Below are 24,469 nucleotides of genomic sequence, written 5' to 3'. Positions count from 1 at the left end.
TCTCTCCTGATTCCGTGGTGATGAGGTTCTAGCGCGCGAGCCAGCCGCCGTCGACCGGGATGACCGCGCCGGTGACGTAGGCCGCAGCATCCGAGGCGAGGAAGACGAACGCGCCCTGCAGATCGGTTGGGGTGCCCCAGCGTCCGGAGGGGATCCTGGCCAGAATGGCACTCTCACGATCGGCGTCGTCCCGGATGGCGGCCGTGTTGTCTGTGGCCATATAACCGGGTGCGATGGCGTTCACCGTCACTCCGGATGCGGCCCACTCGTTGGCCAGTGCCTTGGTGAGTCCGGCGACCGCGTGTTTGGACGCGGTATAGGCGGGGACGAGCACGCCGCCCTGGAAAGACAACATGGACGCGACATTGATGATGCGGCCGCCGCCCTTGCCGATCATGTGCCGACCCGTCGCCTGGGACAGGTGGAACACGGCATCGAGATTGACGGTGAGCACCTCATTCCACTCGGCGACCGAGTAGTCGACCGCGGGGGCGCGGCGAATCGTGCCAGCGTTGTTGACCAGGATGTCGACGGTGCCGAGCACATCGATCACCTCGGTGACGGCCGCGGCGAGGCTCTCGGCCGTTGCCGTGGAGAGGTCCGCGTGCACGGTGTGCACCCGACGACCAAGGGCCTTGATGCGCGCGGCGGTTTCACCTCCCGCGCTGCGCTCGAGCAGCGCGATATCGGCCCCGGCTTCGGCGAGCGCGAGCGCAGCCCCCTGACCGAGCCCGCGGTTTGAGCCCGTGACAAGTGCCACTTTGCCGTTGAGCCTGAAGGAATCGAGAATCATGGCTGCACTCCGGAGATCGGTGAAACGGTCGGTGAGACGAAGCTGGTGGTCAGTTCGCCGAGCCCGGCGACGCGGATGGTGACGGCGTCGCCATCCGCGAGCGGCCGATGGGCGGCCAGCGCGTCCGCCGTCTTCTGCGGACTCCCCGTGGAGATGATGTCCCCGGGTTCGAGCGTCATTACCTGGCTCAGGTAGTGCACGAGAAGCGGCATGGAGAAGACCATCGTCGACGTGCTCTGCGACACGGTCACGATGCCGTCGCGCACGACCTCGAGCAGCAGGTCATGAGGATCGGGCACCTCATCGAGCGTGACGATGGCGGGGCCGAGAACGCCGAAACCGTCGAAGCACTTGCCCAGTTCCCACTGGCTCGAACGGCCCTGCCAATCGCGGGCGGAGACATCGTTGAACAGGGTGAGCCCGGCGACGCAGTCCATCGCCCGATCGAACGGCACCTGGTGAGCACGTCGACCGATGACGAGCGCGATCTCGCCCTCATAGTCGACGTCGGTACTCGCTCGTGGCAGCGTCACCGAATCCGACGGACCAGCGAGCACGTTCGGAGTCTTGACGAAGACATCCGGGAACTCGGGATCGGCCGTCGTCGGGTCGACGCCGACGGGAACATGCCCGCGATAGTTGTATCCGAGACAGAGGATCTTGCCCGGGCGCACCGGTTCGACGAGAGTCACCTCCGTGACGAGGTGAAGCTGCCCGGATTCTCGTTCGGCGGTCTGAACCCGCACCGCTTCTGCGACGACCCGCAGCATCTCCGCATCGGAGATGATTCTCTCAACGCCGTGCCGACCGGCTGGCATCGTCGAGCTCAGGTCGAGAACACGGTCACCCTCGGGTGACCCGATCAGTGCTCCGGGCCGTGGTCGGCCGTCGTGCGCGAAGCTCACGAGACGCATGCCATCCCCCTCCCTCGTGTCGCTGCGGTCACCAGTACGGCTTCCACCCTCGGCGAGAACTGCGCACGAGCGCTTCCAGGTAGAAGTAGTCGCCCCAGAGGGTGCCCTCGTCGACACCGATGTCTTTGGGCAGATCGTAGACACCGTGCACCAGGAGCGCGTCGGAGTCCTCCGAATGGGCCGGTGCGTAATGAGAGACCAGCGAGGCCAGGATGCGGCGGGCAGAGCCCTCTGCCTGTTCCGCGCGCGCCGCGTCATCCTCCAGGTCCGCCAGCTCGAGCAGGCCGCACACCGCGATCGCGGCCGCAGAGCTGTCGCGGGGCGCCTCGCTGCCGTCCGTGTAGACCAGATCCCAGTACGGCACGCTGTCTGCAGGAAGATGGGCAACGAAATAGGCGGCACAGCGCCGGGCCGCCTCAAGAAGTGACGCATCGCCGGTCGCGCGATAGTTGAGTGCGAAACCGTAAATGCCCCAGGCCTGGCCGCGTGCCCAGCACGAGTTGTCGAAGGCTCCCTGCTCGGTCGCACCCCGCAGGGGAGCACCCGTCTCGGCATCCCAATAGAAGGTATGGAACGTCGAATCATCGGGCCGCAGCATGTGCTCGCGCAACTGCGTGGCGTGTCGGAGCACAGCGGCACTGAATCGTTCATCCCCGGTCTGCTCCGCCGCCCAGCTGAGGAGGGGCATGTTCATCAGGCTGTCGATGATCGTGCGGCCTCGCTGGGACGGGTCGGAGAGGTCGCCCCAGGCCTGGATGATGCCCGCTGGCTCGAGAAAGCGTCGCATGAGGTGGTGCGCGGCCAGCAGAGCGACCTCGCGAGCATCGGTGTCGCCCGTGAGTTTCCAGGCGGCGACCGAAGCCAGGGTGTACAGGAATCCCAGGTCGTGGGTTTCCAGATCCTCACCCGCACGCACGCGTCGGGCGAAGTCCCTGGAGTGAGCAGCGGCCGCGGTGCGGAAAGTGGGGTCACCGGTGAGTTCCCAGGCGAGCCACTGCATCCCCGGGACAAAGCTTGTGGTCCATCCCCTATTGGCACCTTCGGCGAACCCGTGGGCGGCATGCCGCAACGGGTACCGGCGCTCCAGGGTCGTGTCATTCGGATAGCGCTCCCCGAATGCGTCGATATTCCGACGCACGGTCTGGAGCGCTGCCGCGATCGCGGCGTCCAGATCGAGAGGGATGTTCTGCTGCGCAGAAGAGATGGAACTCATAGGTCGTGATGTCTTTCGTCGTGGAGGGCGCGGTCGGTCATGCGACCGCGGCGGATTCTGTGTCGATCGCTGGTCGAAGGGAGTAGCGGGAATTCGCCCACACCAGATAGAGGGCGGGCGTCGCCGTTACACCGAGCGCAATCGCCGGGATCGAACTGAACAGCACAGCTTGTGCGATCAGGACCGCGAGCGAGACCGCCGTGAGATACCAGCGCCGCGCCAGGAAGTACAGGCTCACCGTGACGACGGTGCGCAGCCGAGCCCTGGGTTCCTCCGCAATGGCAACGAGTCCGACGGCGCCGAGAGCGAGACTCAGTGCGGTCAGCACCGCGAGCACGGGAATGATGACGACGCCCGCCTGGCCACCGGCGAAGAAACGCACGTCCACCAGCAGCACCGTCAGCGCGACGGCGACCAACGAGCCCAGCAGCATCGACGGCCGCCAGTTCAGGCGCCAGGCACGCAGGAAGAGCCGAAGGACACTCGGGTCGCCCTGAGCATTCCCCCCGAACACCGCGAAAGTTGCGCTCAGGCTCGGCGCGCACAGCGGTATCGCGACGACGATCAGCGGCCACGAATACGCCGGATCGGTGGTGACCAGCAGAGCGATCAGGGGCAGGCAGCCCACAACCAACAGTGCATTCGTCATGAGGCCGAGGTAGACGACGCCGAAGATCGCGGAATAGACGCCATGAGGAATTGCGCGCATGCCACTCATCCCTTCAGTCCGCTCGTCGCGAGTCCCTCGACGAAGAACCGTTGTCCGAAGAGGAAGATCAGGGCGATCGGGATCACCGAGATGCTCAACCCGGCGAAGAGGAGGGCGTAGTTGGTGTCATAAAGGCTGCTCACGAAACTCTTGAGCCCGAGCTGAATCGTCCACAGATCGGGGTTGCGCAGATAGATCAGCGGACCCAGATAGTCGTTCCAGGTCGTCACGAAGGTCAGCAGCGCGAGGCTCGCCAGAGCCGGCACCGACAGCGGCAGCATGATGCGCCACCAGATCGAATACTCACTGAGTCCGTCGATGCGCGCCGCCTCGGACAGTTCCTCGGGGATCGTCTCGTAGAACTGTTTCATGAGGAAGACACCGAACGCGCCGAACGCCTGTAACAGGATGATCGACCAGAGCGTGTTCGAGACCTTGAGGTTCGTCAGCAGGATGAACTGGGGGATCATGTACGACGCCCACGGGACGGCGATCGTGCCGACATAGAGCAGGAAGAGCGCGTCTCGACCACGAAAGCGCATCCGTGCGAAGCCGTAGGCAGCAAAGGAGCCTGTGAGCAACTGCAGGAAGGTCACGACGACGGCCAGGAACAGGGTGTTGCGAATCCACGTGACGATATCCGCTTTGGCCCAGATGTCGACGTAGTTGCTCCACACAAAGGTGTCCGGAATCCACACGACCGGCACCGAGAAGACCTCGTTTGGCGATTTGAGCGAACTCATCACCATCCAGAAGAAGGGAACCAGCAGTGCCACTGCTCCCACGATGAGCACGACATAACCGATGACTCTCCCCAGGCGCGATAGTGGAGATGCCTTGCGCCTGGGCCTCTCGCGCGGTTCGCCTTCGCGAAGCGTGAGCCTGGCTGGCGCCTCCGGGGCGACGAGTCCGGTCATGAGTTGCTCCTTCGCCTGTTCCACAGAAATTGCCCGATCGTCACGAGGATGCAGAGGAAGAACAGGGCAACCGATGCAGCCGAGGCGTAACCGAACTGACTCTCAACGAGACCCTTGCGGTAGATGAACTGCGACAGCACGAGCGTCGACTGACCGGGGCCGCCATCCGTCATGACGAGAATGAGATCGAAGATCTTGAACGAGTTGATGGTCAGGATCACGAGCACGAAGAATGTCGTGGGCCGCAGGCCCGGGAGCGTCACGTTGAAGAATCGCTGGATGACGTTGGCTCCGTCGACGCGGGCCGCCTCGATGAGTTCACGGGGCACGGTCTGCAGACCCGCGAGGAACAGGATCATGTAGTAGCCCATGTCTCGCCAGACGCTCACGACCACTACGGCCGGCATGGCCCAGTCTGTCGAGGTGAGCCACCCCGGAGGATGAGTGATCCCGACGAACCTGAGCACCTCGTTGATGGGCCCGTATTGCGGACTGAACAGCAGGTTCCAGACGATCGCGATCGCGACGATCGAGGTGATGTAGGGGAAGAAGGCGGCCGTGCGGAAGAAGGCGACCCCGCGAAACTTGTTGTTCAGCAACAGTGCAAGGCCGAGGGATGCGACGATCGTCAGCGGGATGTTCATGACCGCGAAATACAGAGTGTTCAGCAGGGCGATCCGAAAGCTGCCATCGCCGACGAGTCGCTGGAAGTTCGCGAGACCGATGAAGTCGGCTCTGCCGAAGACGTTCCAGTTCGTGAGCGACATATAGAAGAGCACGACCACCGGAACGAGCGTCAGCGCGCCGAACCCGATGAAATTGGGGAGGATGAAACTCCAGCCGATGAGCGCGTTGCGCCGTCGGAGCGCTGACGGGCGACGCGTCGGCCGCTGGTGCGCCTCCCTGGCGGGAACGCCGGTCTCCGGTGGAACGACTGTTGTCATGAGGTTGCGCCTTCTGCTGCTGGGACGAAGCTGTTGTGGCCGACCCGGCACTCTACGTGCCGGGTCGGCCACCCAACGGGATCAGTCGATGCCGACTTCGTTCTTCACGCGATCCTCTGCGGTCTTGATCGCGTCACTGATGGATGCCGAGCCCGACATGACGGAGGTGTGCAGATCACCGAGGATGCCCTGCACCGCGGCCGTCTTACTCGACGTCGGATTCTCTGGCTTCGTCAGGTGTGTTGAGTACGCGAACTTCGAGAGATCGTCGGTCGGTGCTCCCTTCACCGCGAAGTACGCGTCTGCAACTGCGGCATTGCCGAGCGCTGGCGTGATGCCGATCTTGGCGAGCGAAACGGCGGCCTTCTCACTTGCGGCGTAGGCCAGGAACTCCTTCGCGGCCTTGACCTTCGCCTTGTCGATGTTGGCGTTGATGCCGAAGCCGGTCGGGTCACCGAAGGTCACCGGCGTGTTCTTGAGTCCGGTGCTCTTCTTGCTGTACTGGGGAATCGGAGCGATACCCCACTCGAACGCGTCCGAGTCTCCCGAAGCCTGCTGCGCGATCAGGGTAGCGACGTACCAGGTGCCCATCGGCATCATGGCAGCGTGCTGCTTTCCGAACTCGCCCTGGTAGGTCAGCTGGTTGGCCTTCTCGGTGTTGAAGTCGACCTGGCTGCCATCCTTCTGCAGGGAGAGAACCCGGTCGTAGTACGGCTTGAGGTAGTCATAGTTGCCGCTGAGGATGTCTCCCTTGGGCGACTGCGAATTGGCGAAGCCCTGCACCGTTGACTGCCAGTTGTGCTGGTAGGTGCCCTTCGCATTCTTGTCCTTGAGCGCCGCCGTCAGCTTCGCCGCCGCAGTGTCGTAGTCATCCCAGGTCCACGAACCATCCGGCGTGTCGACACCGGCGGCCGTGAACAGCGCCTTGTTATAGAACAACACCCAGGAGTCCTGGCGGTAGGGAACTGCGTATGACTTTCCGTCGATCTTGTAGGAGCTTGCACCCCCGATGCCCTTGGGGAGCTTCACGTCAGACACGTCGAGCAACTGCCCTCCCTCCTGGAAGACGGGAACGTACTTCACCTCCTTCTGGGTGATGATGTCCGGTCCCGTGCCGGCTGCCAGGTCCGCAGTCACCAGGGTGTTGTACTGGGTGGGGTCGTACTCCTTGAGCTCGACCGTCACGTTCGGATTCTCGGCGTGGAAGCCATCCGCGAGCGTCTTGAATTCCGGCGTCGTCGCCAGGCTCCAGCCGGAAAGGCTGATGGTGACGGGTCCACTGCTCTTGGCAGGCTGGGCCGGTCCAGCGCTGCAGGCGGCGAGCGCCAGCATGGCCGCGACGGCTACGCCACCGGCGGCTATCAACTTGTGTTTCATGTGTTGCTGCTCCTTTGCGAGTGCTTTTCGAACCCATCCTCGGGTCCGTGGGTTCACCGATCCGCCACAGCGGCAGTTCGGAGTTCGATGAGCCGACTGGTCGTGGCGACCCCGTCTGGCCAGATGATCGAGGCCGTGAGTGCGCCCTCGACCGTGGCGAGGTTCAGGCTGCTTCGCCGGTCGACCGCGGGCGCGCCTGTGAGGGTGACGAGCGCACCCGTCCACTCCCCGACGGTGACCTCGTATTCGAGTGTTGGAACCACCGCAGCGGGGCCGAGCGGGCTCGCGTCCTCCCGCCTGACGGCCGTGGCCGTCGCCGTGCCAAGGAGGCTGTACAGGCCGCTTGTCGTTGCACCGGCAACGAGATGCGCGGTACCGCTGTCGACATGTGCGCGAGGCTCACCCGTCAGTGGCCATCCGCCGACACGGAGGCGAAGTGCCGAGGTCTCCACGCCCTCCCGCAGTGACTCGATCAGGCTGAGGCGCACCTCCCACGCGCCTCGGATGATCGAGCAGACGGTGAGCCGCCCGGCGACGGTTATCTCGCCCTCGATGCCGGAGCCGTGCCTGTGCTGCTCGGCTGCCGGGGCGATCCAGTGAGCGAGCGAGGTCGAGGCGGCGATGCCCACACGACCGCCTTCGTCATCTTGCACCCGCACGCCGAGGTTCTCGATAGCAGCACGGTGCGTGGCTGCGCCGTCTCCGTCTACGAGACACACGGACTGCTCAAGCGGTTCGTTCCAGGCTTGCGCGTCAAGCAGTGGCGCGGTCGCTGTGGAATAACCCAGTCGTGCGTAGAGCGGAGAGTCACCCACCATGGTGAATTGCCGCGCGTGGTCCGTGCCGTGATTCGTGACGCGGACGATGCCGTCCTCCTGTGTCGCCGACACCAACCACCCTGCGGCCCTGATCGACCGGATGTCATCGCTGAGCTGGATCGGCAGCGGCTCGGCCGGCGCGGACCAGACGGGATGATCGGCGGGAAGCGCGATTCCGAGCAGACCTTTTGCCGCCCAGTACGGGGACGCCGGCCCCGAGTAGGACTGCGCCAGGGTGCGCCACGGCCCGTGCCAGCCCATCGTCAGGAGGCCTTGCGCATCCGGCACGCCGTGGTCGCTGAAGTGGCTCACCACTCGCCCGGCCGCCGTGCGCAGCAGGCCCGGGGAGAGCGAGGGCACCTCCGCGATGACCCCGACCCAGAAGGGAGCAGCGGCGGCGAAGCGGTAGATGAGAGAGCGCCCTTGGATGAGTGGAGAGCCATCGGCGCCAACCAGCCTGACGGCATCGAGCAGATACCTGTCGAGCGCGGCGACGTCTCGCTCCGTGCGGCCGTGTGCAAGCTCTGCCGCACCCCGCATCCTTGCCCAGAGGGCCGGATAGAGATGCAATGCCCAGCCGACGTAGTGGTCGAACGAACGTTCGTCGCCGTCGGAGAGCCATCCGTCCTGCCTGATGAAGGAGTCGTGACGTGCGAGATCGTCGGCGATGTCCCGCTCGGACCACGGTCCACCGACCGAGCGCAGAAACGTCTGTACGACGATTCGGAACCATACCCAGTTGGTCTGCGGATAGCTCGTGTCACCCACGACCGGCGACAAGTACTCGATCACGCGGTCCCGAGTGAGCCCGTCGAGGCGTTCCCAAATCCATTCCCTGGTGAGGTCCAGGATGAGCGCAATGGATGCTGCTTCGACCTTCGCCTGCGGATGTTCGTCCAGGCGCACCCAGCGGTCGGACGCAGCCGGATCCACGCCGGTCTCAATGCCCTTGACGTAGAAGTCGATGAGTTCGTCGAGACCCTGTCCGCGCTCTCCGGCGATGCGGAAGCCGGCGAGGAGAAAGCTGCGGGCGAATCCCTCGAGTCCGTCAACGGCGGTGCCGTATCCACCCTCGGCCCCGGGCGGCGTGATACGCGCGTTGCCTGGCGATGCCCATGCCATGACCCCGGAGAGCAGGCGATCGGCGTAGCCGAGCCACTGCGCTCGACTCCAGTCGCCGCCCGCTGCACTCGTGCCGAGCGCATCGCTCTGCAGGAACGTCACCGCCACAATCTCCTTTGACTACTGACCGCCAGCATCCGCACCACGCCCTCGCGTGCGACACCGATCGTTTTGGAGCATATCGGCCCGTTTCGGTCATTGCAAGACATTATTAGAGTGGATATGATCGATTTAGACCGCTTTGGTCTCGGGTTCGCGACGACAGCGCCCGATCGCGCAGGGAGGAGGAGCGAGGAGATGGGCCAAGTTCACCCGTTCCGTGGACCGCTTTTCGAACTCTTTGCACGGCATGCGGCGCCCGATCGCCCCATTGAGGCGCTGACGGACCTCCTGCGCGCCGCGGTGCTGCCGCCCGACCGCGCGCTCCCGGTGGCGCCCGCCGTCGACCGTACGCTGTGGGACGGCGTCGACCGCGCAACGGTCGAGTCGCTCATCGCTCGAGCCGCGGCAGACGTCGGGACCGCCTGGCCCCAGCCGCTCGCGAGTGCTGCCGCGCGCGTGCACCGCGACGGTGATCGTCTCGCCTGGGAAGACCCGGCCTTCGCTCGCCAGCGACGTCTCAGCCGCGCCGCCGTCGCTGCCTTGGCGACACTGGAGGATCGGTGGGTCGACGAGGTCGCGGACGGCGCCTGGCTGCTCTGCGAGCAGACTTCCTGGTGCTGGCCGGCTCACGATGACAGCATGCGCGAACACGACTCGGTTCTCGCGACCGTCACCGATCCCTTCCTTGACCTCGGCGCCGGCGAAGTGGTCGCCCAGCTCGCCTGGATCGACCACCTCCTCGGCTCGCAGCTCGACGATCGCTATCCCGGACTGCGCACGCGCATTCGGCACGAGGCGCGCACCAGAGTGTTCGGACCATTCGTCGAGCGGCGCAACTGGCACTGGCTGGGCCTCGACGGTGACGTGCACAATTGGAACCCCTGGATCCACGGGAACGTGCTCGTGGCCGCCCTCAGGCTGCTCGATCAGCCAGAGGAGCGCGAGGAGCGCCTCCACGTCATCGCACTGACGATCGAAGGTCTTGACCGTTATGTCGCATCGCTTCCCGACGACGGAGCGATAGACGAGGGCTACGCCTACTGGTGGAATGGCGCCTGCCGCGCGCTGGAAGCACTCGACCTGCTCCGCTTCGCCACGGCGGGCGCGCTCGACGCGGTCCCTTCGATCGAGGCGCTGCGCAATACGGTGGCGTTCCCCCACCGGATGCACCTGGGCGGTGACTGGTACCTCAACCTTGCGGACGGGCAAGCGAAACCTTCGAGTGACCAGCCGTGGCACGCGCTGCACCGAGCCGCCGTGCGCGTCGGAGACTCCGAGGCCAAAGCCCACGCGGCAACACACAGGATCACCGGAGGCGCCGCAGCCACCGAGGCAACCGGGCTCGGTCGGCTCCTGATCGGGATGACGGATGCCGCATGGCTGACAGCGTCTGCGGCATCGTCGCCGCTTCCCCGTGAAGTCTGGCTCGGTTCGACGCAGGTTCTCATCGCGCGCGAGCGCGGCGGCTCGACCCTCGGATTGACTCTTGCGGCTAAGGCCGGCAACAACGGCGAGCACCACAATCACAACGATGTCGGATCGTTCGTTGTCGCATCCGACGGCATTCCCGTGCTCATTGATGCGGGGAGGCCGACATACACGGCAACAACGTTCGGCCCGGACCGGTACACGATCTGGACCATGCAGAGTTCGTGGCACTCGGTTCCCGACATTCGTGGGATCGCTCAGTCGGCGGGCAAGGAATACGCCGCGTCCAACGTCCAAGCGGCTCTTTCGCCGTCCTCGGCGTCACTCGGCCTCGACCTCGAGGGCGCCTATGATGTTCCCGGTCTTGGCCGTTGGCGGCGCGAGCTTCGACTCGACCGCGACGATGCGCCAGACGGGGCAGGCACCATCGTCATCGCGGATTCCTGGGACCTCGAACCGGGCTCGGCCGCCGGCGAATCGACCACGATCCGCCTCCTCGTCGCGGGCCGAGTGGCACTTGCCGCGGGCACCGCCGTGATCACTCCTCTCGAGGGAGCTCCGCCGCTCAGACTCCGCTGGCCGGAGGACGTGGGTGCCGCGACGACCGTGCGTGCCCTGGACGATCCGATGCTCTCCGAAGTGTGGGGAAGCACTCTCACCAGAATCGATCTCGACGTCACGGCTCGTGACAAACTCTCCGTTACGGTAGAGGTAGCAACAGGCTCCGGCAGAGGTGACCGATGACCGACGACATTCAGCGCACGCCGCTCGCCGCAAGCCGCAGAGCTCACATCCTGAGCTCCCTCGCGCGCGATGGCGCGGTGCGCTTCTCACAGCTCATGGAGGAACTCGGCGCCGCGCCGGTCACCGTGCGCCGCGACCTCGCACAGTTGGAACGTGAAGGGCTTCTCGTGCGCGTGCACGGGGGCGCCATGCCGCCGGACAACCCGGTGCAACTGGCGCTCGCGTCGACTCGAAACACCGCGCTCCCGGCAGATTCGCCGGCGGGATCGATCGCGGTGCTGGTCCCCTCGCTCAACTACTACTGGCCCGGCGTCGTGCGCGGCATCGAGGCCGAGGCCAAGCGACATGGCATGAAACTCCTGCTGCGAGGCGCATCCTATGAACTGCAGGATGAGCGCCCCGTACTCGAGCGGCTCGTCGGTATCGAGCACGTTCGTGGCCTGATCGTCGCGCCCAATACGGACACTGCGCACGCGCAGGACGTCATAGAGTGGCTCGCCAACCAGGGCACGCCCTCGGTTCTGGTGGAGCGCGATGCTGTGCTCCTCAGCGCGGGTACCCCGGTCGAGTCGGTCACCACCGACCACACGCTGGGCGCCGTGCTCGCGGCTCGACACCTGGCAGAACTCGGGCACCGCAAGGTGGGCCTCATGCTCTCCCGGGACTCGCCCACCTCACACAAGATCGCGATGGGCTGGGAGGCCGCCTGCGCCGAACTCGGTCTGACCCCGGCCGACCATTTCGAACAGGTCCTGCCCGATCGAAGCAGCCGAGAATTCTCAGGCGTCGTAGAAGCAACCCTGGATTTGGCTCTCACAACGGGAGTCACCGCGCTTCTCGTGCACTCGGACCCCGAGGCCATGGCCTTCGTCGACCTCGCTCTCAACCGCGGAATCTCGGTGCCAGACGACCTCTCTGTCATCGCTTATGACGACGAGGTGGCGCAACTCTTCACGCCAGCACTGACGGCCATCAGCCCGCCTCGGGCCTCGGTCGGCGAGAGCGCGGTGGATCTGCTCCTCAAGCGCATCGCAGACCCGTCGCGACCGGTGCACCGTGTGACGCTGAGCCCGAGCCTGAACGTTCGCGGGTCGACCGCTCCGCCGCGGCAACGGGAGAATTAGGAGGCGGCGAGCGCCTCGGCGACGACCTGCAGGCCCTCGGTCAACAGCTCGTCGGAGATGGAGAGCGGCGGCAGGAACCGGATGACGTTGCCAAAGGTTCCACAGGTCAACACGATGACGCCCGCGGTGTACGCCGCGGTCGCGATCCGCCCCGCGAGTGCCGCGTCGGGCGCCCCGGTGGCAGCGTCGACGAGCTCGATCGCGACCATGGCACCGCGGCCGCGAAGGTCGCCGATGCGGGCATCCGACTGCTTGAGGGCGCCGAGCCTCTCGAAGAGGATGTCGCCGAGTTGCCTCGCACGCTCGATCAGCCCGTCCTCTTCGTAGCTGCGAATCGCGGCGAGCGCTGCAGCGCAGGCGAGCGGGTTGCCGGCGTAGGTTCCGCCGAGTCCTCCGGCGTGCGGCGCATCCATGATCTCCGCCCGGCCCGTAACCGCCGAGAGCGGAAGTCCACCGGCGATGCCCTTGGCGGTGAGGATGATGTCGGGCACGACGCCCTCGTGCTCACAGGCGAACATCGCGCCCGTGCGAGCGAAGCCGGTCTGCACCTCATCCGCGATGAAGACGACGTCGTTGGCGGCCGCCCACTCGACGAGCGCCGGGAGGAATCCGGCAACTGGCACGACGAATCCGCCCTCGCCCTGGATCGGCTCGATGATGATGGCGGCGAGGTTGGCGGCACCGATCTGCTTCTCGATCATCGTGATCGCCTGCTTCGCCGCCTCGGCTCCGCTGAGTCCGCCGTCGCGGAACGGGTACGACATCGGGGCGCGGTAGATCTCCGGCGCAAACGGTCCGAAGCCGCTCTTGTACGGCATGCTCTTCGCGGTGAGCGCCATGGTGAGGTTGGTGCGGCCGTGGTAGGCGTGATCGAAGGCGACCACGGCCTGCTTGCCGGTGTAGTTGCGGGCGATCTTGACGGCGTTCTCCACGGCCTCGGCGCCGGAGTTGAACAGCGCGCTGCGCTTCTCGTGATCCCCGGGAGTGAGCCGGTTGAGGGCCTCGGCGACCTCCACATACGAGTCGTAGGGCGTGACCGTGAAACAGGTGTGGGTGAACTGCTCGAGCTGGGCGCGCACGGCCTCGACCACGCGTGGTGCGCTGTTGCCGACGCCCGTGACGGCGATGCCGGAGCCGAGGTCGATGAGCGAGTTGCCGTCGACATCGACGAGCACCCCTCCCCCGGCGGCCGCCGCGTAGACGGGGATGGCGTGTCCCACGCCCGAGGCCACGGCCTGGCTCTTGCGCTTCTCCAGTTCGACCGACTTCGGACCGGGGATGGACGTGACCAGCCTGCGCTCCTGCGGCAACGATGGGCCGCCCAGCGGCGTGCTGATTGCGGGGTCTGAAACGATCGTCATGCTCGTCATCGTAGGCTCGGCGGGTGCGCCGTCATATATACACTCTGTACAAGCACGAACGCGCAATGGCCGATACGTACAGGAGGTGCTCATGCCCGCAACGCTGCAACGGCTGCTCGAGGCGCCGGGCCTTGGTCTGCGATTGCTGAATCCCGCGGATGAACTGCCGCCGGCATCCCTGACCGCTGACGTCAGTTGGGTGCACAGTTCCGATCTCGTCGACCCGACCCCGTTCCTCTCCCCGGGCCAGGTGCTGCTGACGACGGGTGCGCACTTCCCGACGGACGACGGCGATGACGACTTCTACGGGCACTACGTCGACCGCCTCCACGAGCGGGGCATCGCCGGGATCGGCTTCGGCACCGAGGTGCTGCGCTCGGGAACTCCCGAGGCGCTCGTGGCCGCCTGTCGTGACCGGTCGCTTCCGGTGTTCGAGGTGCCGTACCGCACGCCCTTCATTGCCGTAGCGCGGCTCGCAGCTGACATCGTCGCCGAGGAGAACCATGCCAGGGAGAGCTGGGCACTGCGAGCGCAGCGGGCGATCTCACTCGCGGCCATCCGCCCGGACGGACTCTCGGCCACCCTCGCCGAACTGTCCACCCAGCTGGACTGCTGGGTTGCGCTCTTCGACGCGGGGGCATCCCTCGATCGTGTCTTCCCCGACCGCGCGGTGCCCGGCTCGACCATCGATGCCGTGCGGGCCGACGTGACGAGGCTGCTGCGCGGCGGGCAGCGTTCGAGCGCAACGGTCTCCGCAGCGGGCGAAACCGTCACGCTGCAGACCCTCGGCGAGCGCGGGAGGCTGCGCGGTGCGCTCGCGATCGGCGGTGCCGGCCAGCGCGACCAGGCGAGTGAGCAGGTGGTGACGAGCGTCATCGCCCTCGCCAGCCTCGCCCTCGAGCAGAACCACGCCCTCGACCGCGCTCGCGGGCACCTGCGCTCGGGACTGCTGCACATGCTGCTGAACGGTGAGGTCGACCTCGTCGCCGGCATAGCCGAGCAGATGTGGGGCGCGCTGCCCGAGGCGCCCGTGCGACTGATCATCGGCGAGGCTCGGCCGGACTCCCTCGACGCGGCCGTCGAGTACCTCGAGGTGCGCGCTCAGGATGCGGGGTCACCGCTCTTCTACGCCCTGCTCGACGAGACCGTTGTGCTCTGCGTTCCCGCGGGTGCCGATGTCGACGAACTCGTGGACTCGCTCGACCTGCGCGCCGGCGTATCCGCACCACAGGGCTACGACCGGATGCCCGAGGCCCGGCGCGAGGCGACGCTCGCACTCGAGGCGGCCAGGCTCGACGGCGGCGGAGGCGTGCGATTCGAGTCCCTCGCCGAGCGCGGCGTGCTCGCATTCGTCAGCGGCGACGGCGCGCGAGCACTGGGGCTCGGCATCCTTCGACCACTGCTCGATCACGATGCTGCCGAAGGCGCGCACCTCGTCGAGACGCTGCGAGTGTGGCTCGCGAACAACGGGCAGTTCGAGGCGGCCTCGCGCACGCTGGGGCTGCACCGGCACACCCTGCGCGCCAGGATCGCCCAGGCCGAACAGCTGCTCCGGCGCGACCTCTCCTCCTTCGAGGTGCGTGCGGAACTGTGGGCAGCGATCGTCGCCGCACGGGCCGACATCCGCGGCCCCGACTGAGCACTCGACCTGCCGTGCGCTCCCACCTAAAGTGGTGATGAACGTGCGCCGTCGCCGACCTCTCCGGGTGCGGATCTGCCGCGCACAGACGAGCGAGGAACACGATGAGTGAGTTTGCAGTGGTCAATCCGGCGACGGGCGAGACCGTGAAGAGCTACCCAACCATCAGCAACGACGAACTTGTGGCTGCCATCGCGCGAGCCGACGAGGCGCACCGCAGCTGGTCACGATCGACCACCGTCGAGCAGCGCGCCGCGCTCATCCGCCGCGTCGGCGAGCTGCACGTGGAACGCCGCGAGGAACTCGCCGACATCATCGTGCGCGAAATGGGCAAGCCGCGCGAGCAGGCCCTCGGTGAGATCGACTTCAGCGGCGACATCTACGGCTATTACGCCGACAACGCCGCGGACCTGATGAGAGACGAACCGATCGAACTGATGGGCGGCGAGGGCAGCGCCCTCATCCGGCGCAATTCCCTCGGGGTGCTGCTCGGCATCATGCCGTGGAACTTCCCGTACTACCAGGTGGCTCGATTCGCGGGGCCGAATCTCATCATCGGTAACACGATCCTGCTGAAGCACGCGGCGCAGTGCCCAGAGTCCGCGGCCGCGATCGAGCAGATCTTCCTCGATGCCGGGTTCCCCGACGGCGCGTACGTGAACATCTACGCCAGCCACGACCAGCTCGGCACCGTCATCGCCGACCCGCGCGTGCACGGCGTCTCGCTCACTGGGTCGGAGCGGGCCGGCGCCGCTGTCGCCGAGCTTGCCGGCAAGCACCTCAAGAAGGTGGTGCTCGAGCTCGGCGGCTCCGATCCGTTCATCCTGCTGAGCACCGATGACCTGGATGCCACGGTCGAGGCCGCCGTCGCCGCCCGCGTCGACAACAACGGTCAGGCCTGCAACGCGGCCAAGCGCTTCATCGTGATCGACGACCTGTACGAGCCGTTCCTGGAGAAGTTCTCCTCCGCGATGTCCGCCGTGGCGTTCGGCGACCCCATGGCGGACGACACCGTGCTGGGCCCGCTCTCCTCGGCCACCGCATCCGACCGCCTGCAGGAGCAACTGGACCGCGCCATCGCCGGTGGCGCACGGGTCGTGGTGTCCGGCGATCGCAAGGACAACTACTTTCCCGCAACGGTGCTCACCGACATCACCCCGAGCAACGACGCCTATCACGAGGAGTTCTTCGGCCCCGTGGCCGCGGTCTATCGGGTCGGCTCAGAGGACGAGGCGATCTCCCTCGCCAACGACACCCCCTTCGGTCTCGGCTCCTACGTCTTCACCACGGATGCCGAGCAGGCACTGCGCGTCGCCGACCGCATCGACGCGGGCATGGTCTTCGTCAACGTGGTGGGCGCCGACAGCCCCGAACTGCCGTTCGGCGGCATCAAGGGCTCGGGGTCCGGACGCGAGCTCGGCCGCTTCGGCGCGGACGAGTTCGTCAACAAGAAGATGATCCGCATCGGCTGAGTCGCAACGCCCACGTCGCGCCGCTCGCCTCGCGGCGCGGGCACCGCGATAATGGGGGCTGGCAGGTCATTGCGACCGTACAAGGAACGAGGAGGGATCCATGCCCGAGCTCGTCCCCATCCCCAATCCGGGAGTACCCGAGAGCTACGGCGCGACGGGCAATCCGCTCGTCGTGCTCGTGCACGACTGGTACGGCAGGCTCCCGTGGCTCAAGTTCTACGCCGAGGCGCTCGCCCACCGCGGCTTTCGCGTGGTCGTTCCCGACCTCTACGACGGGGTTGCCACCGACGATGCGGGCGACGCCCAGAAGCTCATGGAGGGCCTCGACGTCGCGACCGCACTCTCGGAACTCGACGACATCATGCAACTGGCTCGCTCCGAGGGCTCGCAGCGCATCGGACTCGTCGGCTTCTCGATGGGCGGGTGGCTCTCCCTGTTGCACGCGCAGTCCGGCGTCGCGGATGCCGTGGTCGCCTACTACGCGACGCTCAGTCCCGAACAGCACGGCGTCATTCCCAGCCCCGTGCAGCTGCACTTCGCGGAGTTCGACGAGTGGGACGAGGGCGAAGACCCGGAGTCGTTCATCGACCGGCTCAAGGACCACGGAACGCCGATCACGGAGTACAACTATCCGGGAACCGTGCATTCCTTCGCGAACGCCACCATTCCCGACAAGACGGATGTCGACGCGGCAGCCCTCGCCTTCGCCCGCACGGCGAGCTTTGTCGAGAAACACCTCATCGACTGACGCTCAGCGCGGTGCGATCACGCGCTGGTGCTGCTCACCCAGTCCCTCGATCGAGAGCCTCAGCTCGTCGCCGACCCGCAGCCACTGCGGCGGCTCCATTCCTGCCGCAACTCCGGGTGGGGTGCCGGTGTTGATCAGGTCGCCGGGCTCGAGCACCATGAACTGACTGAGGTAGTGCACGAGGTACGCCGGGCTGAAGATCATTGAGGCGGTCGAACCGCGCTGCCTGCGCTGCCCATTCACGTCGAGCTGCAGTTCAAGGGCCAGCACGTCGTCGAACTCGTCGGGCGTCACGAGCCAGGGCCCGCAGGGGTTGAAGGTTTCGGCCGACTTGCCCTTGGAGAATTGCCCGCCGCGCTCCTTCTGGAAGGAACGCTCGCTCACGTCGTTGCTGATGGTGTAACCAGCGATGACGGTTTCTGCTGCGGCCTCGTCCTCGAGGTAACTCGCCCGGGCACCGATGACGACGCCTAGTTCGACCTCCCAGTCGAGCTTGGTGGAGCCTCGCGGCATCCGCACGTCGTCATTCGCCCCGACCATGCTGTTCGGCGACTTGGTGAACAGGATCGGCTCCTCGGGCACGGCCGCGCCCGTCTCGGCGGCATGCTCGCGATAGTTCAGTCCGATTGCCAGGATCTGGTGCGGCCGCGCGATGGGCGAGCCGATGCGCTCACCCTGGAACGCGTGCACCGAGCCGGCCGCGACGCGCTCGTCCACCACGGGACGCAAACCATCCAACCCGGATGCGAAGAAGGCCTCGTTGAAGTCGGGGACGACATCCGAGACGTCGACATAGCTGTCGTCACTGATGCGAACGACGGGCCGCTCGGAGCCGGAGGCGCCAATGCGCATGAGATACATCTGAACGCTCTAACCGGCCCGGCTGAACGCGCCGCCGCTCACGTCCCAGAGGTGATGCACGGGGTCGTGCACGATGTACTTGCCGAAGCTGCTCACGGTGAAGCGCGCTCCATCGCTGCGGCGACCCGACCTGGCCCGGGCATCCGCGGGCACCGCGTCGAACGCGGCGGCGGCAGCGGAACCCGCATCGACGAGCTCGCGGCTCACGACCTCCGGCTCCTGCTCGTTGTAACGCTCCTCGATGGCCGTCGCGTCCTGGTCCCAGTTCGCGTACAGCGGGTCGTCTTCCTCGAGCATGAGGTTCAGGCGCACGACCGCGAGCCGGAACACGTCCCGCACGTGGGCCGCGTATTCGAGCGGCGACCAGGTGCTGTCGTCCGGCCGCGCCGCGACATCCGGGCGCTGCAGCACGGCGGGCCACGCGGCGGCGTTCGCGCGAAGCAGCGACCCGACCGCGTCATCGTCGACGACGGATGCGTCGTATCCGCACTCGGGGCAGGTGCGCTCGAGCACCCAGGTCCAGTTCTTCGTGTCGGGCGTTATCGGCATGCACCCATACTGCACCCGCCCGGCGGCGACGCAATGTCAAGCCCTGACCAAACCAACGAGGCGACCACTACGAATGGAAGACATGCGCGACGACCGTCGGGCTGTTTTGAGGAGGAAATCATGACCAAGTCCCCAAACCGTATGCTGGCTACTATTTTCGGCGCGGTCTATCTTCTAATCGGCCTGCTCGGGTTCGCCGTCACCGGCGGAGTCGGCTTCATCGCCACGAAGGGTGGCCTGCTTCTGGGCCTCTTCGAGGTGAACCCGCTGCACAACGTGGCCCACCTTGTGATCGGTGCCGCGCTTCTCATCGCGGGGCTCTCCAGCATTCGCGCGTCCAGGACGGTCAACTCCGTCGTCGGCGCCGTGTACCTGCTGCTCGGTATCGTCGGGCTCTTCATCCTGGACTCGCCCGTGAACATCTTGGCCATCAATGGCTGGGACAACGTGCTGCACTTCGCGAGCGCGATCATCCTGCTCGGTGTGGGTCTCGGCGCCGACAAGGGTCTGCGCACCGCAACGGCCTAGTTCGCAGCATCACTCAAGGGAAGGGGAGAGCAGATGTCACAAGTGACCCGCTGTTGGTTGTCTTTTGCCGCCATTGGATCTGGCATCGTCCATCTGGCGCTCGTGATCAGCTCTCCCCTTCCGCTCGCGATCCCGCTCCTCGTGCTGGGCGTCGCGGAGCTCGTCTGGGCGGTGAGCGTGCTGGTGAAGGACCGCGTCGTGACCGCCCGGCTCGCGCAGATCGGCGCGACAGCACCCCTCATCCTGTGGAGCCTGCTCGTGGTCGTCGCCACGATGCTGGGCACGCCACAGATCGCCTCGCCCCTGCGCTTCGTGCCCATGGCCATTGCCGCGGCGTTCGAGCTCTTCATCGCCGGCGTGCTCGGTGTCTACCTTCGGCGTCTCTCCGCCACACGGGGGCCGGATGCCGCCCCCGCGCCCGCAAAGACCCCTCCCGCTAAAACTCAGAGCGCCGGCAGATACCTGGCGGCAGTCTTCGTGGGAGGTCTGCTCGTCGGAGCTCTCACGACGCCCGCCCTCGCGGCCACCCAGGCCGGGACTGTTGCCCAGGAGCACGGTGGCACCATGGGTGGCATGATGATGATGGACATGCCCGGGATGGGCCACTAGCGTCTACCCCACTGTGCCGGTCGCACTCAACCAGCTGGGTGCGGCCGGTGCTTCACCCGCTCGCGGCCGAGACCGGACTGCTAGGCCTCGATGCCCGGCACGGCGACCGCCTGAGACATGAAGCGCCGCACGTTCTCGTCGACGATGATGTCGCTCGGCCGCAGCGGTCGGCTCAGGTAGAGCCCGTCGAGTGACGAGATTCGGCTGAGGGCCACGTAGGTCTGGCCCGGCGCGAATGAGCGCTGCCCGAGATCGACGATGGCCTTCTCGTAGGTCTTGCCCTGCGACTTGTGAATGGTGACGGCCCAGGCGAGCCGCAGTGGAAACTGGGTGAATTCGGCGACGATGTCGCGCTTCAGCTGCTTGGTCGCGGCCGAGTAGCTGTACTTGTACTTCTCCCACACTGCGGGCTGCACCTCGTGCTCCTCGCCGTCGACCTCGACGAACACCGTCGAGGAGATCTTCGTGACCGTGCCGACGCTGCCGTTGACCCAGCGCTGATCGGAGTCGTTGCGCAGGAACATCACCTGCGCGCCGACCTTCAGCTCGAGGGATTCGTCGGCCGGATAGGCACGCCCTCCGAACTCGCCGGTGATCTCGGCCTTCGCGGTGAGCACGCGACCGGGCAGGCGGGCGAGTTCGCTCGCGTTGATGCGGTTCACGGTGGCGTTGGTGGTGGCGAGCGTGATCGTGCCATCGGTCGGCGGTTTTCTTGCGCCGGTGGTGTTCAGTTGCTCGGCGATCTCGGCGGTCACCCGACCGTGCCGCACGGCGTTGAGCATGTACTTGAACTCCTGCTCGTGCTGCCGGTGAATGGTGCTGAGTTCGAAGATGCGCAGGTCGGTCTCCTGCCACACCTTGGCGTCGAAGAACCACATGGAGCGGTACTGGTCGTCGAAGTACGCCCGCTCGTCCTCGTCACCGGGCACCGGCGCCAGCTGGTACGGGTCACCGAAGAGCACGAGCTGCACGCCCCCGAAGGCCTCGAGCGGGCGCTGCCTGGCCTGTCGCAGGCTGCGGTCCACGGCATCCAGCAGGTCGGCGTTGACCATGGAGACCTCGTCAATCACGAGGGTGTCGATCGTGTTGAGCAGCTTGCGCAGCGCCGCGCTCTGGTCGATCTCGCGGTCCGCGATCACCCCGATGGGCAGCAGGAACAGCGAGTGAATGGTCTGGCCGCCTACGTTGAGAGCGGCGACGCCGGTGGGCGCGCAGATAACGACCTGCTTCGAGGTGTTCCACGACAGGTGGTTCAGCAGTGTCGACTTGCCCGTGCCGGCGCGGCCCGTGACGAAGATGTTGTCGCGCGTGGTCTCGATGTTGTCGAAGACCGCCGCCTGCTCGGGGGAGAGCGTGAACTCGCTCACGAAAAACCCTCTCACCGCGATGGACTGACTCTCCAATCTACTGCCCGACCGCTGAGAAGAACGGATGCCGCAGCGGCCTGTGCAGGAGCGCCGCCGAGGCCGCGCTGTGCAGGGCACTTTAGGATGTGGGCATGGGTCAACGCCGCGTCGCCATCACCTGGGCGGTGCTCGGCGGACTCCTCGTGGCGGTCTTCGCGGGCACCGTGCTCATCCTCAACGCGACGCTCTACAGCGCCTCCGGATTCGCGGGCTCCTACCTGGCCGCTCTTTCCCGCCACGACCTCTCGGCGGCGCTCGAACTGGCGGGTCCCGCGAGCGCGAGCGATGCCGCGAAGGCGGGCCGGGATCTGCTCGACCCGCGCGCGCTCGGGGAGCTCAGCGACATCCGCCTGGTCAGTGATGTGGAACGCGGCGGCGCGCACCTCGTGCGATACAGCTATCTGATGGCCGCGGGCGCGACGAAGAGCACGGGCACGACCACCTTCACGGTGGAGCGCGACGGGACGAGAATGGGCCTGTTCGCGGGCTGGTGCTTTTCCGCGACTCCGCTCGGCACGCTCACGATCACTCCGCAGCACGACGCCGGTTTCACGGTGAACGGGCTGCAGTTGACGTCGAGTGCACCGGATGCCGCCACTCGGCAGCTCGTGCTCACCCCCGGCCTCTACGTGCTCGGCCACGATTCCGATTACTTCACGGCCAAGCCGGTGCCCACCCGTCTCAGCAAGGCCGGCGCGGCATCGAAGGCCACGGTCGACGTGCAGGCGAACACCGCCTTCGTCTCGCAGGTGCAGAAGGGGTTGAACGCACAGTTGAAGACGTGCGCGACCCAGAAGGTGCTGCTGCCGACCGGATGCCCGTTCGGCAAGGAGATCGGCGATCGCATCGAGGGCGCGCCGGCCTGGTCAATCGTTCACAACCCCGTCGTGACGATCGCGCCGGGGGTGACCCCCGGAACCTGGCAGGTGCCGCACACGACGGGAGCGGCGCACCTCACTGTGAAGGTGCGCTCGATCTTCGACGGTTCCGTCACCACGCTCGATGAGGACGTGCCGTTCACCGTGGCCTACACGATCGGCTTCGCGGCCGACGGTCGGCTGGTGATCACCGGTACCTGACGACTAGGGCCGGTTCGACAGCTTCTGCAGCATCCGGTTGTATTCGGCCAGATCGAAATCGCCGTCGCGATCCGCCTTGCGATCCATGCGTTTTGCCTCTTTGGTGTCGCTCCGGCTCCACATGACCGCGATGACGATGGCGAGGATCACTGTGGGAATCTCGCCGACGCTCCACGCGATTCCGCCGCCCGTCTGTTGGTCGGCGATCGCGCTCACCCCCCAGGTGCGACCCATCGCGCCGTACCAGCTCGCCTGCAGCAGACCCGTGCCGGTCATGAGCCCCACCCCGAAGAAGGCGTGGAAGCCCACGGTCGCGAGCAGCACTATCAGCCGGATCGGGTAGGGCGCGCGGTAGGGAGCGGGGTCGACTCCGATGAGGGCCTGGATGAACAGGTACCCCGCGAGGAGGAAGTGCACGATCATAAAGGTGTGGCCGATGTGGTCGCGAGTCGCCCAGCCGAAGAGCGGTGTGTAGTAGAAGAGCCAGAGCGACCCGGCAAAGATCACTCCCGCCACCACCGGGTTGCCGAGAACTCCGGCCACCCTGGAGTGCACGGCGAGCAGGATCCATTCCCTCGGTCCGCGGCTGCCATCCGACCGTTTGGCTATGGCACGCATCGCGAGCGTGATCGGCGCCGCGGGCACCAGCAGCAGCGGCACCATCATGCCGAGCACCATGTGTCCCAGCATGTGCGCGCTGAACAGGTACTTCTCGTAGGCGTTGATGCCGCCGTTGGTCACGTAGAAGAGCAGCGCCAGGCCGAGGAGCCAGGTCGTGGTGCGATACCAGGGCCAGCGGTCGCCGCGCTTGTGCAGCCGCCAGACGCCCGCGATGTAGAAGAAGGCGAGGAACGCGGTGATGAGCACCCAGAGCAGGTCGAAGTTCCACTCGGTGAAGTAGCGCGCGAAGGTGAGCTGCGGCGGCATTGGCTCGCCCGTCAGCACGTAGGCGGGCGTCGTGGTCACCTGCACCTGTGGAACGAGCGGATCGGTCCTCGCGAGGGCCGCTGCGACCCCGGATGCGATGCCCATGAACCCGAGCTCCGCGACGACCAGCCACCAGAATGCCGGGTTGCGCCCATTCTTCGGCTGCTGCATCCGAGCGATCAGGAAGCGGCGCTGGGTGAGGCCGAACAGGCCAAGTGCACCGAGGGCGGCCACTTTGAGCAGAATGAGGATGCCGTAGGGCTTCAGAAGTGCGCCGAACGATCCGACGCGCAGCGCCGCATTCACGTACCCGGATGCCGCCACCACGATGAAGCAGATGATCGCCAGGGTGGAGTAGCGGGTGAGCACTGGTCCGATGCGGCCGCCCTCGAGCGATGGGCGCAGCAGCACGATCGTGAGCAGGCCGCCGAGCCACACGGCCGCGAAGACGAGGTGCAGACCGAGGGAGGTGACCGCTATGTCGTGGCCGCTTGCGCCGGCCGAGTGCCCCTGCTCCGCCATCGGCAGCAACCCGATGCCGGCGAACAGCGTCACGAAGAACAGCGCGGTTCGATTGCGCACCGCGAAGCACAGCACCGTCACGGTCGCGGCGACGAGGGTGATACCGAGCCAGGCCTGCCCCACCTCCGAGCCGGTGAGAAACTGTCCAAGCAGCTGGCTGAAGTCGGCGTCGAGGCTGACCTTCGAGTTCGACAGACCCAGGTAGGTGAAGAACGCGGTGGCACCGGATGCGACGGTCCAGAATGCGGCAAAGCCGGCGGCGACATCCAGTGCACGTTCGTATTCAGGCTCGCGGTCGCTCAGCGCAAACAGCGCGAGCACGAGGGCGCCGATGGTGCCCGCGACGCCGATGTTCACGAGCATCGTGACGAGCGGCAGCCCATAGCGGATGACGGGCCCCGGATCGAAGATGATCGACGCCTGCGCCGCCCCGCCTATCTGCAGTGCCGCGAGGAGGGACAGCAGCGCCACGACCAGCAGAACGGCTGGCCCGGCGACTCGCACTAGCCTCGGCACAACCTCCAGCCTAAGCGAGTGCGGCCGTGCTGATCACACCGGGGCTG

21 protein-coding genes are annotated in these 24,469 nt (G+C 66.3%); 8 read left to right on the top strand and 13 right to left on the bottom strand.

The window, feature by feature from the left end:
- Window positions 1-28: 28 nt before the first annotated feature.
- The 8 genes from kduD to ABUA37_RS10705 all read right to left on the bottom strand — a co-directional run bounded on the left by kduD (window position 29) and on the right by ABUA37_RS10705 (window position 8,909).
- A complete protein-coding gene (gene kduD / locus ABUA37_RS10740; protein WP_349899187.1) occupies window positions 29-793 on the bottom strand; it encodes a 2-dehydro-3-deoxy-D-gluconate 5-dehydrogenase KduD in 765 nt (254 codons plus the stop codon).
- On the bottom strand, window positions 790-1,707 hold the full coding sequence (locus ABUA37_RS10735; protein ID WP_349899186.1) for a fumarylacetoacetate hydrolase family protein: 918 nt from the start codon (window positions 1,705-1,707) through the stop codon (window positions 790-792). Before ABUA37_RS10735 ends, kduD begins: the two co-directional genes overlap by 4 nt.
- A 28-nt stretch (window positions 1,708-1,735) precedes the next feature.
- Window positions 1,736-2,920, bottom strand: coding sequence for a glycoside hydrolase family 88 protein (locus tag ABUA37_RS10730; protein WP_349899185.1), 1,185 nt, complete (start codon window positions 2,918-2,920; stop codon window positions 1,736-1,738).
- Window positions 2,921-2,957: 37 nt separating this feature from the next.
- Entirely contained in the window at window positions 2,958-3,629 is a 672-nt protein-coding gene (locus ABUA37_RS10725) for a YesL family protein (protein ID WP_349899184.1), read from the bottom strand.
- 5 nt (window positions 3,630-3,634) lie between these two features.
- Window positions 3,635-4,546 carry a carbohydrate ABC transporter permease gene (locus ABUA37_RS10720; RefSeq protein WP_349899183.1) on the bottom strand — a complete coding sequence of 304 codons (912 nt, stop codon included), beginning with the start codon at window positions 4,544-4,546 and terminating at the stop codon, window positions 3,635-3,637.
- The gene (locus tag ABUA37_RS10715) at window positions 4,543-5,490 is read right to left on the bottom strand and encodes a carbohydrate ABC transporter permease (RefSeq protein WP_349899182.1); all 948 of its coding nucleotides are present in this window, start codon (window positions 5,488-5,490) and stop codon (window positions 4,543-4,545) included. Before ABUA37_RS10715 ends, ABUA37_RS10720 begins: the two co-directional genes overlap by 4 nt.
- 81 nt (window positions 5,491-5,571) lie before the next feature.
- Complete coding sequence (locus ABUA37_RS10710; protein WP_349899181.1) at window positions 5,572-6,867, bottom strand: ABC transporter substrate-binding protein; 1,296 nt, start codon at window positions 6,865-6,867, stop codon at window positions 5,572-5,574.
- Window positions 6,868-6,920: 53 nt separating this feature from the next.
- Window positions 6,921-8,909 (bottom strand): DUF2264 domain-containing protein, encoded by a 1,989-nt coding sequence (locus ABUA37_RS10705; protein WP_349899180.1) that lies wholly within the window; start codon window positions 8,907-8,909, stop codon window positions 6,921-6,923.
- Window positions 8,910-9,104: 195 nt separating this feature from the next.
- On the opposite strand from ABUA37_RS10705, the gene ABUA37_RS10700 reads away from it, so the two are divergent.
- Together ABUA37_RS10700 and ABUA37_RS10695 are read left to right on the top strand one after the other, a co-directional pair.
- Window positions 9,105-11,081 carry a heparinase II/III domain-containing protein gene (locus tag ABUA37_RS10700; protein ID WP_349899179.1) on the top strand — a complete coding sequence of 659 codons (1,977 nt, stop codon included), beginning with the start codon at window positions 9,105-9,107 and terminating at the stop codon, window positions 11,079-11,081.
- Window positions 11,078-12,205: a substrate-binding domain-containing protein gene (locus tag ABUA37_RS10695; protein WP_349899178.1), complete on the top strand. Its 1,128-nt coding sequence runs from the start codon at window positions 11,078-11,080 to the stop codon at window positions 12,203-12,205. The genes ABUA37_RS10700 and ABUA37_RS10695 overlap by 4 nt, the downstream gene beginning before the upstream one ends.
- On the opposite strand, the gene gabT is transcribed toward ABUA37_RS10695, so the two are convergent.
- On the bottom strand, window positions 12,202-13,566 hold the full coding sequence (gabT, locus tag ABUA37_RS10690) for a 4-aminobutyrate--2-oxoglutarate transaminase (protein WP_349899177.1): 1,365 nt from the start codon (window positions 13,564-13,566) through the stop codon (window positions 12,202-12,204). The two genes, ABUA37_RS10695 and gabT, sit on opposite strands and share 4 nt — an antisense overlap.
- A gap of 91 nt (window positions 13,567-13,657) precedes the next feature.
- Here gabT and ABUA37_RS10685 point away from each other — a divergent pair, with 91 nt between their 5' ends.
- From ABUA37_RS10685 to ABUA37_RS10675, 3 genes are all read left to right on the top strand, one after another.
- Complete coding sequence (locus ABUA37_RS10685; RefSeq protein ID WP_349899176.1) at window positions 13,658-15,205, top strand: PucR family transcriptional regulator; 1,548 nt, start codon at window positions 13,658-13,660, stop codon at window positions 15,203-15,205.
- Window positions 15,206-15,309: 104 nt separating this feature from the next.
- Entirely contained in the window at window positions 15,310-16,677 is a 1,368-nt protein-coding gene (locus tag ABUA37_RS10680; RefSeq protein ID WP_349899175.1) for an NAD-dependent succinate-semialdehyde dehydrogenase, read from the top strand.
- A gap of 100 nt (window positions 16,678-16,777) precedes the next feature.
- The gene (locus tag ABUA37_RS10675) at window positions 16,778-17,425 is read left to right on the top strand and encodes a dienelactone hydrolase family protein (protein ID WP_349899174.1); all 648 of its coding nucleotides are present in this window, start codon (window positions 16,778-16,780) and stop codon (window positions 17,423-17,425) included.
- Window positions 17,426-17,428: 3 nt separating this feature from the next.
- On the opposite strand, the gene ABUA37_RS10670 is transcribed toward ABUA37_RS10675, so the two are convergent.
- Both ABUA37_RS10670 and ABUA37_RS10665 read right to left on the bottom strand, forming a co-directional pair.
- Complete coding sequence (locus ABUA37_RS10670; protein WP_407075370.1) at window positions 17,429-18,277, bottom strand: fumarylacetoacetate hydrolase family protein; 849 nt, start codon at window positions 18,275-18,277, stop codon at window positions 17,429-17,431.
- A gap of 18 nt (window positions 18,278-18,295) precedes the next feature.
- The gene (locus ABUA37_RS10665) at window positions 18,296-18,835 is read right to left on the bottom strand and encodes a DinB family protein (protein ID WP_349899172.1); all 540 of its coding nucleotides are present in this window, start codon (window positions 18,833-18,835) and stop codon (window positions 18,296-18,298) included.
- Window positions 18,836-18,955: 120 nt separating this feature from the next.
- Here ABUA37_RS10665 and ABUA37_RS10660 point away from each other — a divergent pair, with 120 nt between their 5' ends.
- Both ABUA37_RS10660 and ABUA37_RS10655 read left to right on the top strand, forming a co-directional pair.
- A complete protein-coding gene (locus tag ABUA37_RS10660; protein WP_349899171.1) occupies window positions 18,956-19,363 on the top strand; it encodes a DUF4383 domain-containing protein in 408 nt (135 codons plus the stop codon).
- A gap of 33 nt (window positions 19,364-19,396) precedes the next feature.
- Complete coding sequence (locus ABUA37_RS10655) at window positions 19,397-19,972, top strand: hypothetical protein (protein WP_349899170.1); 576 nt, start codon at window positions 19,397-19,399, stop codon at window positions 19,970-19,972.
- An 80-nt stretch (window positions 19,973-20,052) separates the two neighbouring features.
- On the opposite strand, the gene ABUA37_RS10650 is transcribed toward ABUA37_RS10655, so the two are convergent.
- On the bottom strand, window positions 20,053-21,339 hold the full coding sequence (locus tag ABUA37_RS10650; protein WP_349899169.1) for an ATP-dependent DNA helicase: 1,287 nt from the start codon (window positions 21,337-21,339) through the stop codon (window positions 20,053-20,055).
- Window positions 21,340-21,470: 131 nt separating this feature from the next.
- On the opposite strand from ABUA37_RS10650, the gene ABUA37_RS10645 reads away from it, so the two are divergent.
- Complete coding sequence (locus ABUA37_RS10645) at window positions 21,471-22,457, top strand: hypothetical protein (RefSeq protein ID WP_349899168.1); 987 nt, start codon at window positions 21,471-21,473, stop codon at window positions 22,455-22,457.
- Between the two features lie 3 nt (window positions 22,458-22,460).
- On the opposite strand, the gene ABUA37_RS10640 is transcribed toward ABUA37_RS10645, so the two are convergent.
- On the bottom strand, window positions 22,461-24,422 hold the full coding sequence (locus ABUA37_RS10640) for a cytochrome c oxidase assembly protein (protein ID WP_349899167.1): 1,962 nt from the start codon (window positions 24,420-24,422) through the stop codon (window positions 22,461-22,463).
- Between the last annotated feature and the right edge of the window lie 47 nt (window positions 24,423-24,469).

Source organism: Parafrigoribacterium soli, assembly GCF_040227235.1.
GTDB lineage: Bacteria > Actinomycetota > Actinomycetes > Actinomycetales > Microbacteriaceae > Parafrigoribacterium_A > Parafrigoribacterium_A soli.
The sequence above is the reverse complement of the archived record's forward strand: the minus strand, read 5'-3'. Positions and strand labels throughout refer to the sequence as shown.

Coding starts and splice junctions, on each gene's coding strand:
- ABUA37_RS10675 (WP_349899174.1), top strand. CDS start 16,778: ATGCCCGAGCTCGTCCCCATCCCCAATCCGGGAGTACCCGAGAGCTAC.
- ABUA37_RS10685 (WP_349899176.1), top strand. CDS start 13,658: ATGCCCGCAACGCTGCAACGGCTGCTCGAGGCGCCGGGCCTTGGTCTG.
- ABUA37_RS10700 (WP_349899179.1), top strand. CDS start 9,105: ATGGGCCAAGTTCACCCGTTCCGTGGACCGCTTTTCGAACTCTTTGCA.
- ABUA37_RS10735 (WP_349899186.1), bottom strand. CDS start 1,707: ATGCGTCTCGTGAGCTTCGCGCACGACGGCCGACCACGGCCCGGAGCA.
- ABUA37_RS10695 (WP_349899178.1), top strand. CDS start 11,078: ATGACCGACGACATTCAGCGCACGCCGCTCGCCGCAAGCCGCAGAGCT.
- ABUA37_RS10720 (WP_349899183.1), bottom strand. CDS start 4,546: ATGACCGGACTCGTCGCCCCGGAGGCGCCAGCCAGGCTCACGCTTCGC.
- ABUA37_RS10660 (WP_349899171.1), top strand. CDS start 18,956: ATGACCAAGTCCCCAAACCGTATGCTGGCTACTATTTTCGGCGCGGTC.
- ABUA37_RS10725 (WP_349899184.1), bottom strand. CDS start 3,629: ATGCGCGCAATTCCTCATGGCGTCTATTCCGCGATCTTCGGCGTCGTC.
- ABUA37_RS10645 (WP_349899168.1), top strand. CDS start 21,471: ATGGGTCAACGCCGCGTCGCCATCACCTGGGCGGTGCTCGGCGGACTC.
- gabT (WP_349899177.1), bottom strand. CDS start 13,566: ATGACGATCGTTTCAGACCCCGCAATCAGCACGCCGCTGGGCGGCCCA.
- ABUA37_RS10715 (WP_349899182.1), bottom strand. CDS start 5,490: ATGACAACAGTCGTTCCACCGGAGACCGGCGTTCCCGCCAGGGAGGCG.
- ABUA37_RS10680 (WP_349899175.1), top strand. CDS start 15,310: ATGAGTGAGTTTGCAGTGGTCAATCCGGCGACGGGCGAGACCGTGAAG.
- ABUA37_RS10655 (WP_349899170.1), top strand. CDS start 19,397: ATGTCACAAGTGACCCGCTGTTGGTTGTCTTTTGCCGCCATTGGATCT.
- ABUA37_RS10665 (WP_349899172.1), bottom strand. CDS start 18,835: ATGCCGATAACGCCCGACACGAAGAACTGGACCTGGGTGCTCGAGCGC.
- kduD (WP_349899187.1), bottom strand. CDS start 793: ATGATTCTCGATTCCTTCAGGCTCAACGGCAAAGTGGCACTTGTCACG.
- ABUA37_RS10670 (WP_407075370.1), bottom strand. CDS start 18,277: ATGCGCATTGGCGCCTCCGGCTCCGAGCGGCCCGTCGTTCGCATCAGT.
- ABUA37_RS10710 (WP_349899181.1), bottom strand. CDS start 6,867: ATGAAACACAAGTTGATAGCCGCCGGTGGCGTAGCCGTCGCGGCCATG.
- ABUA37_RS10730 (WP_349899185.1), bottom strand. CDS start 2,920: ATGAGTTCCATCTCTTCTGCGCAGCAGAACATCCCTCTCGATCTGGAC.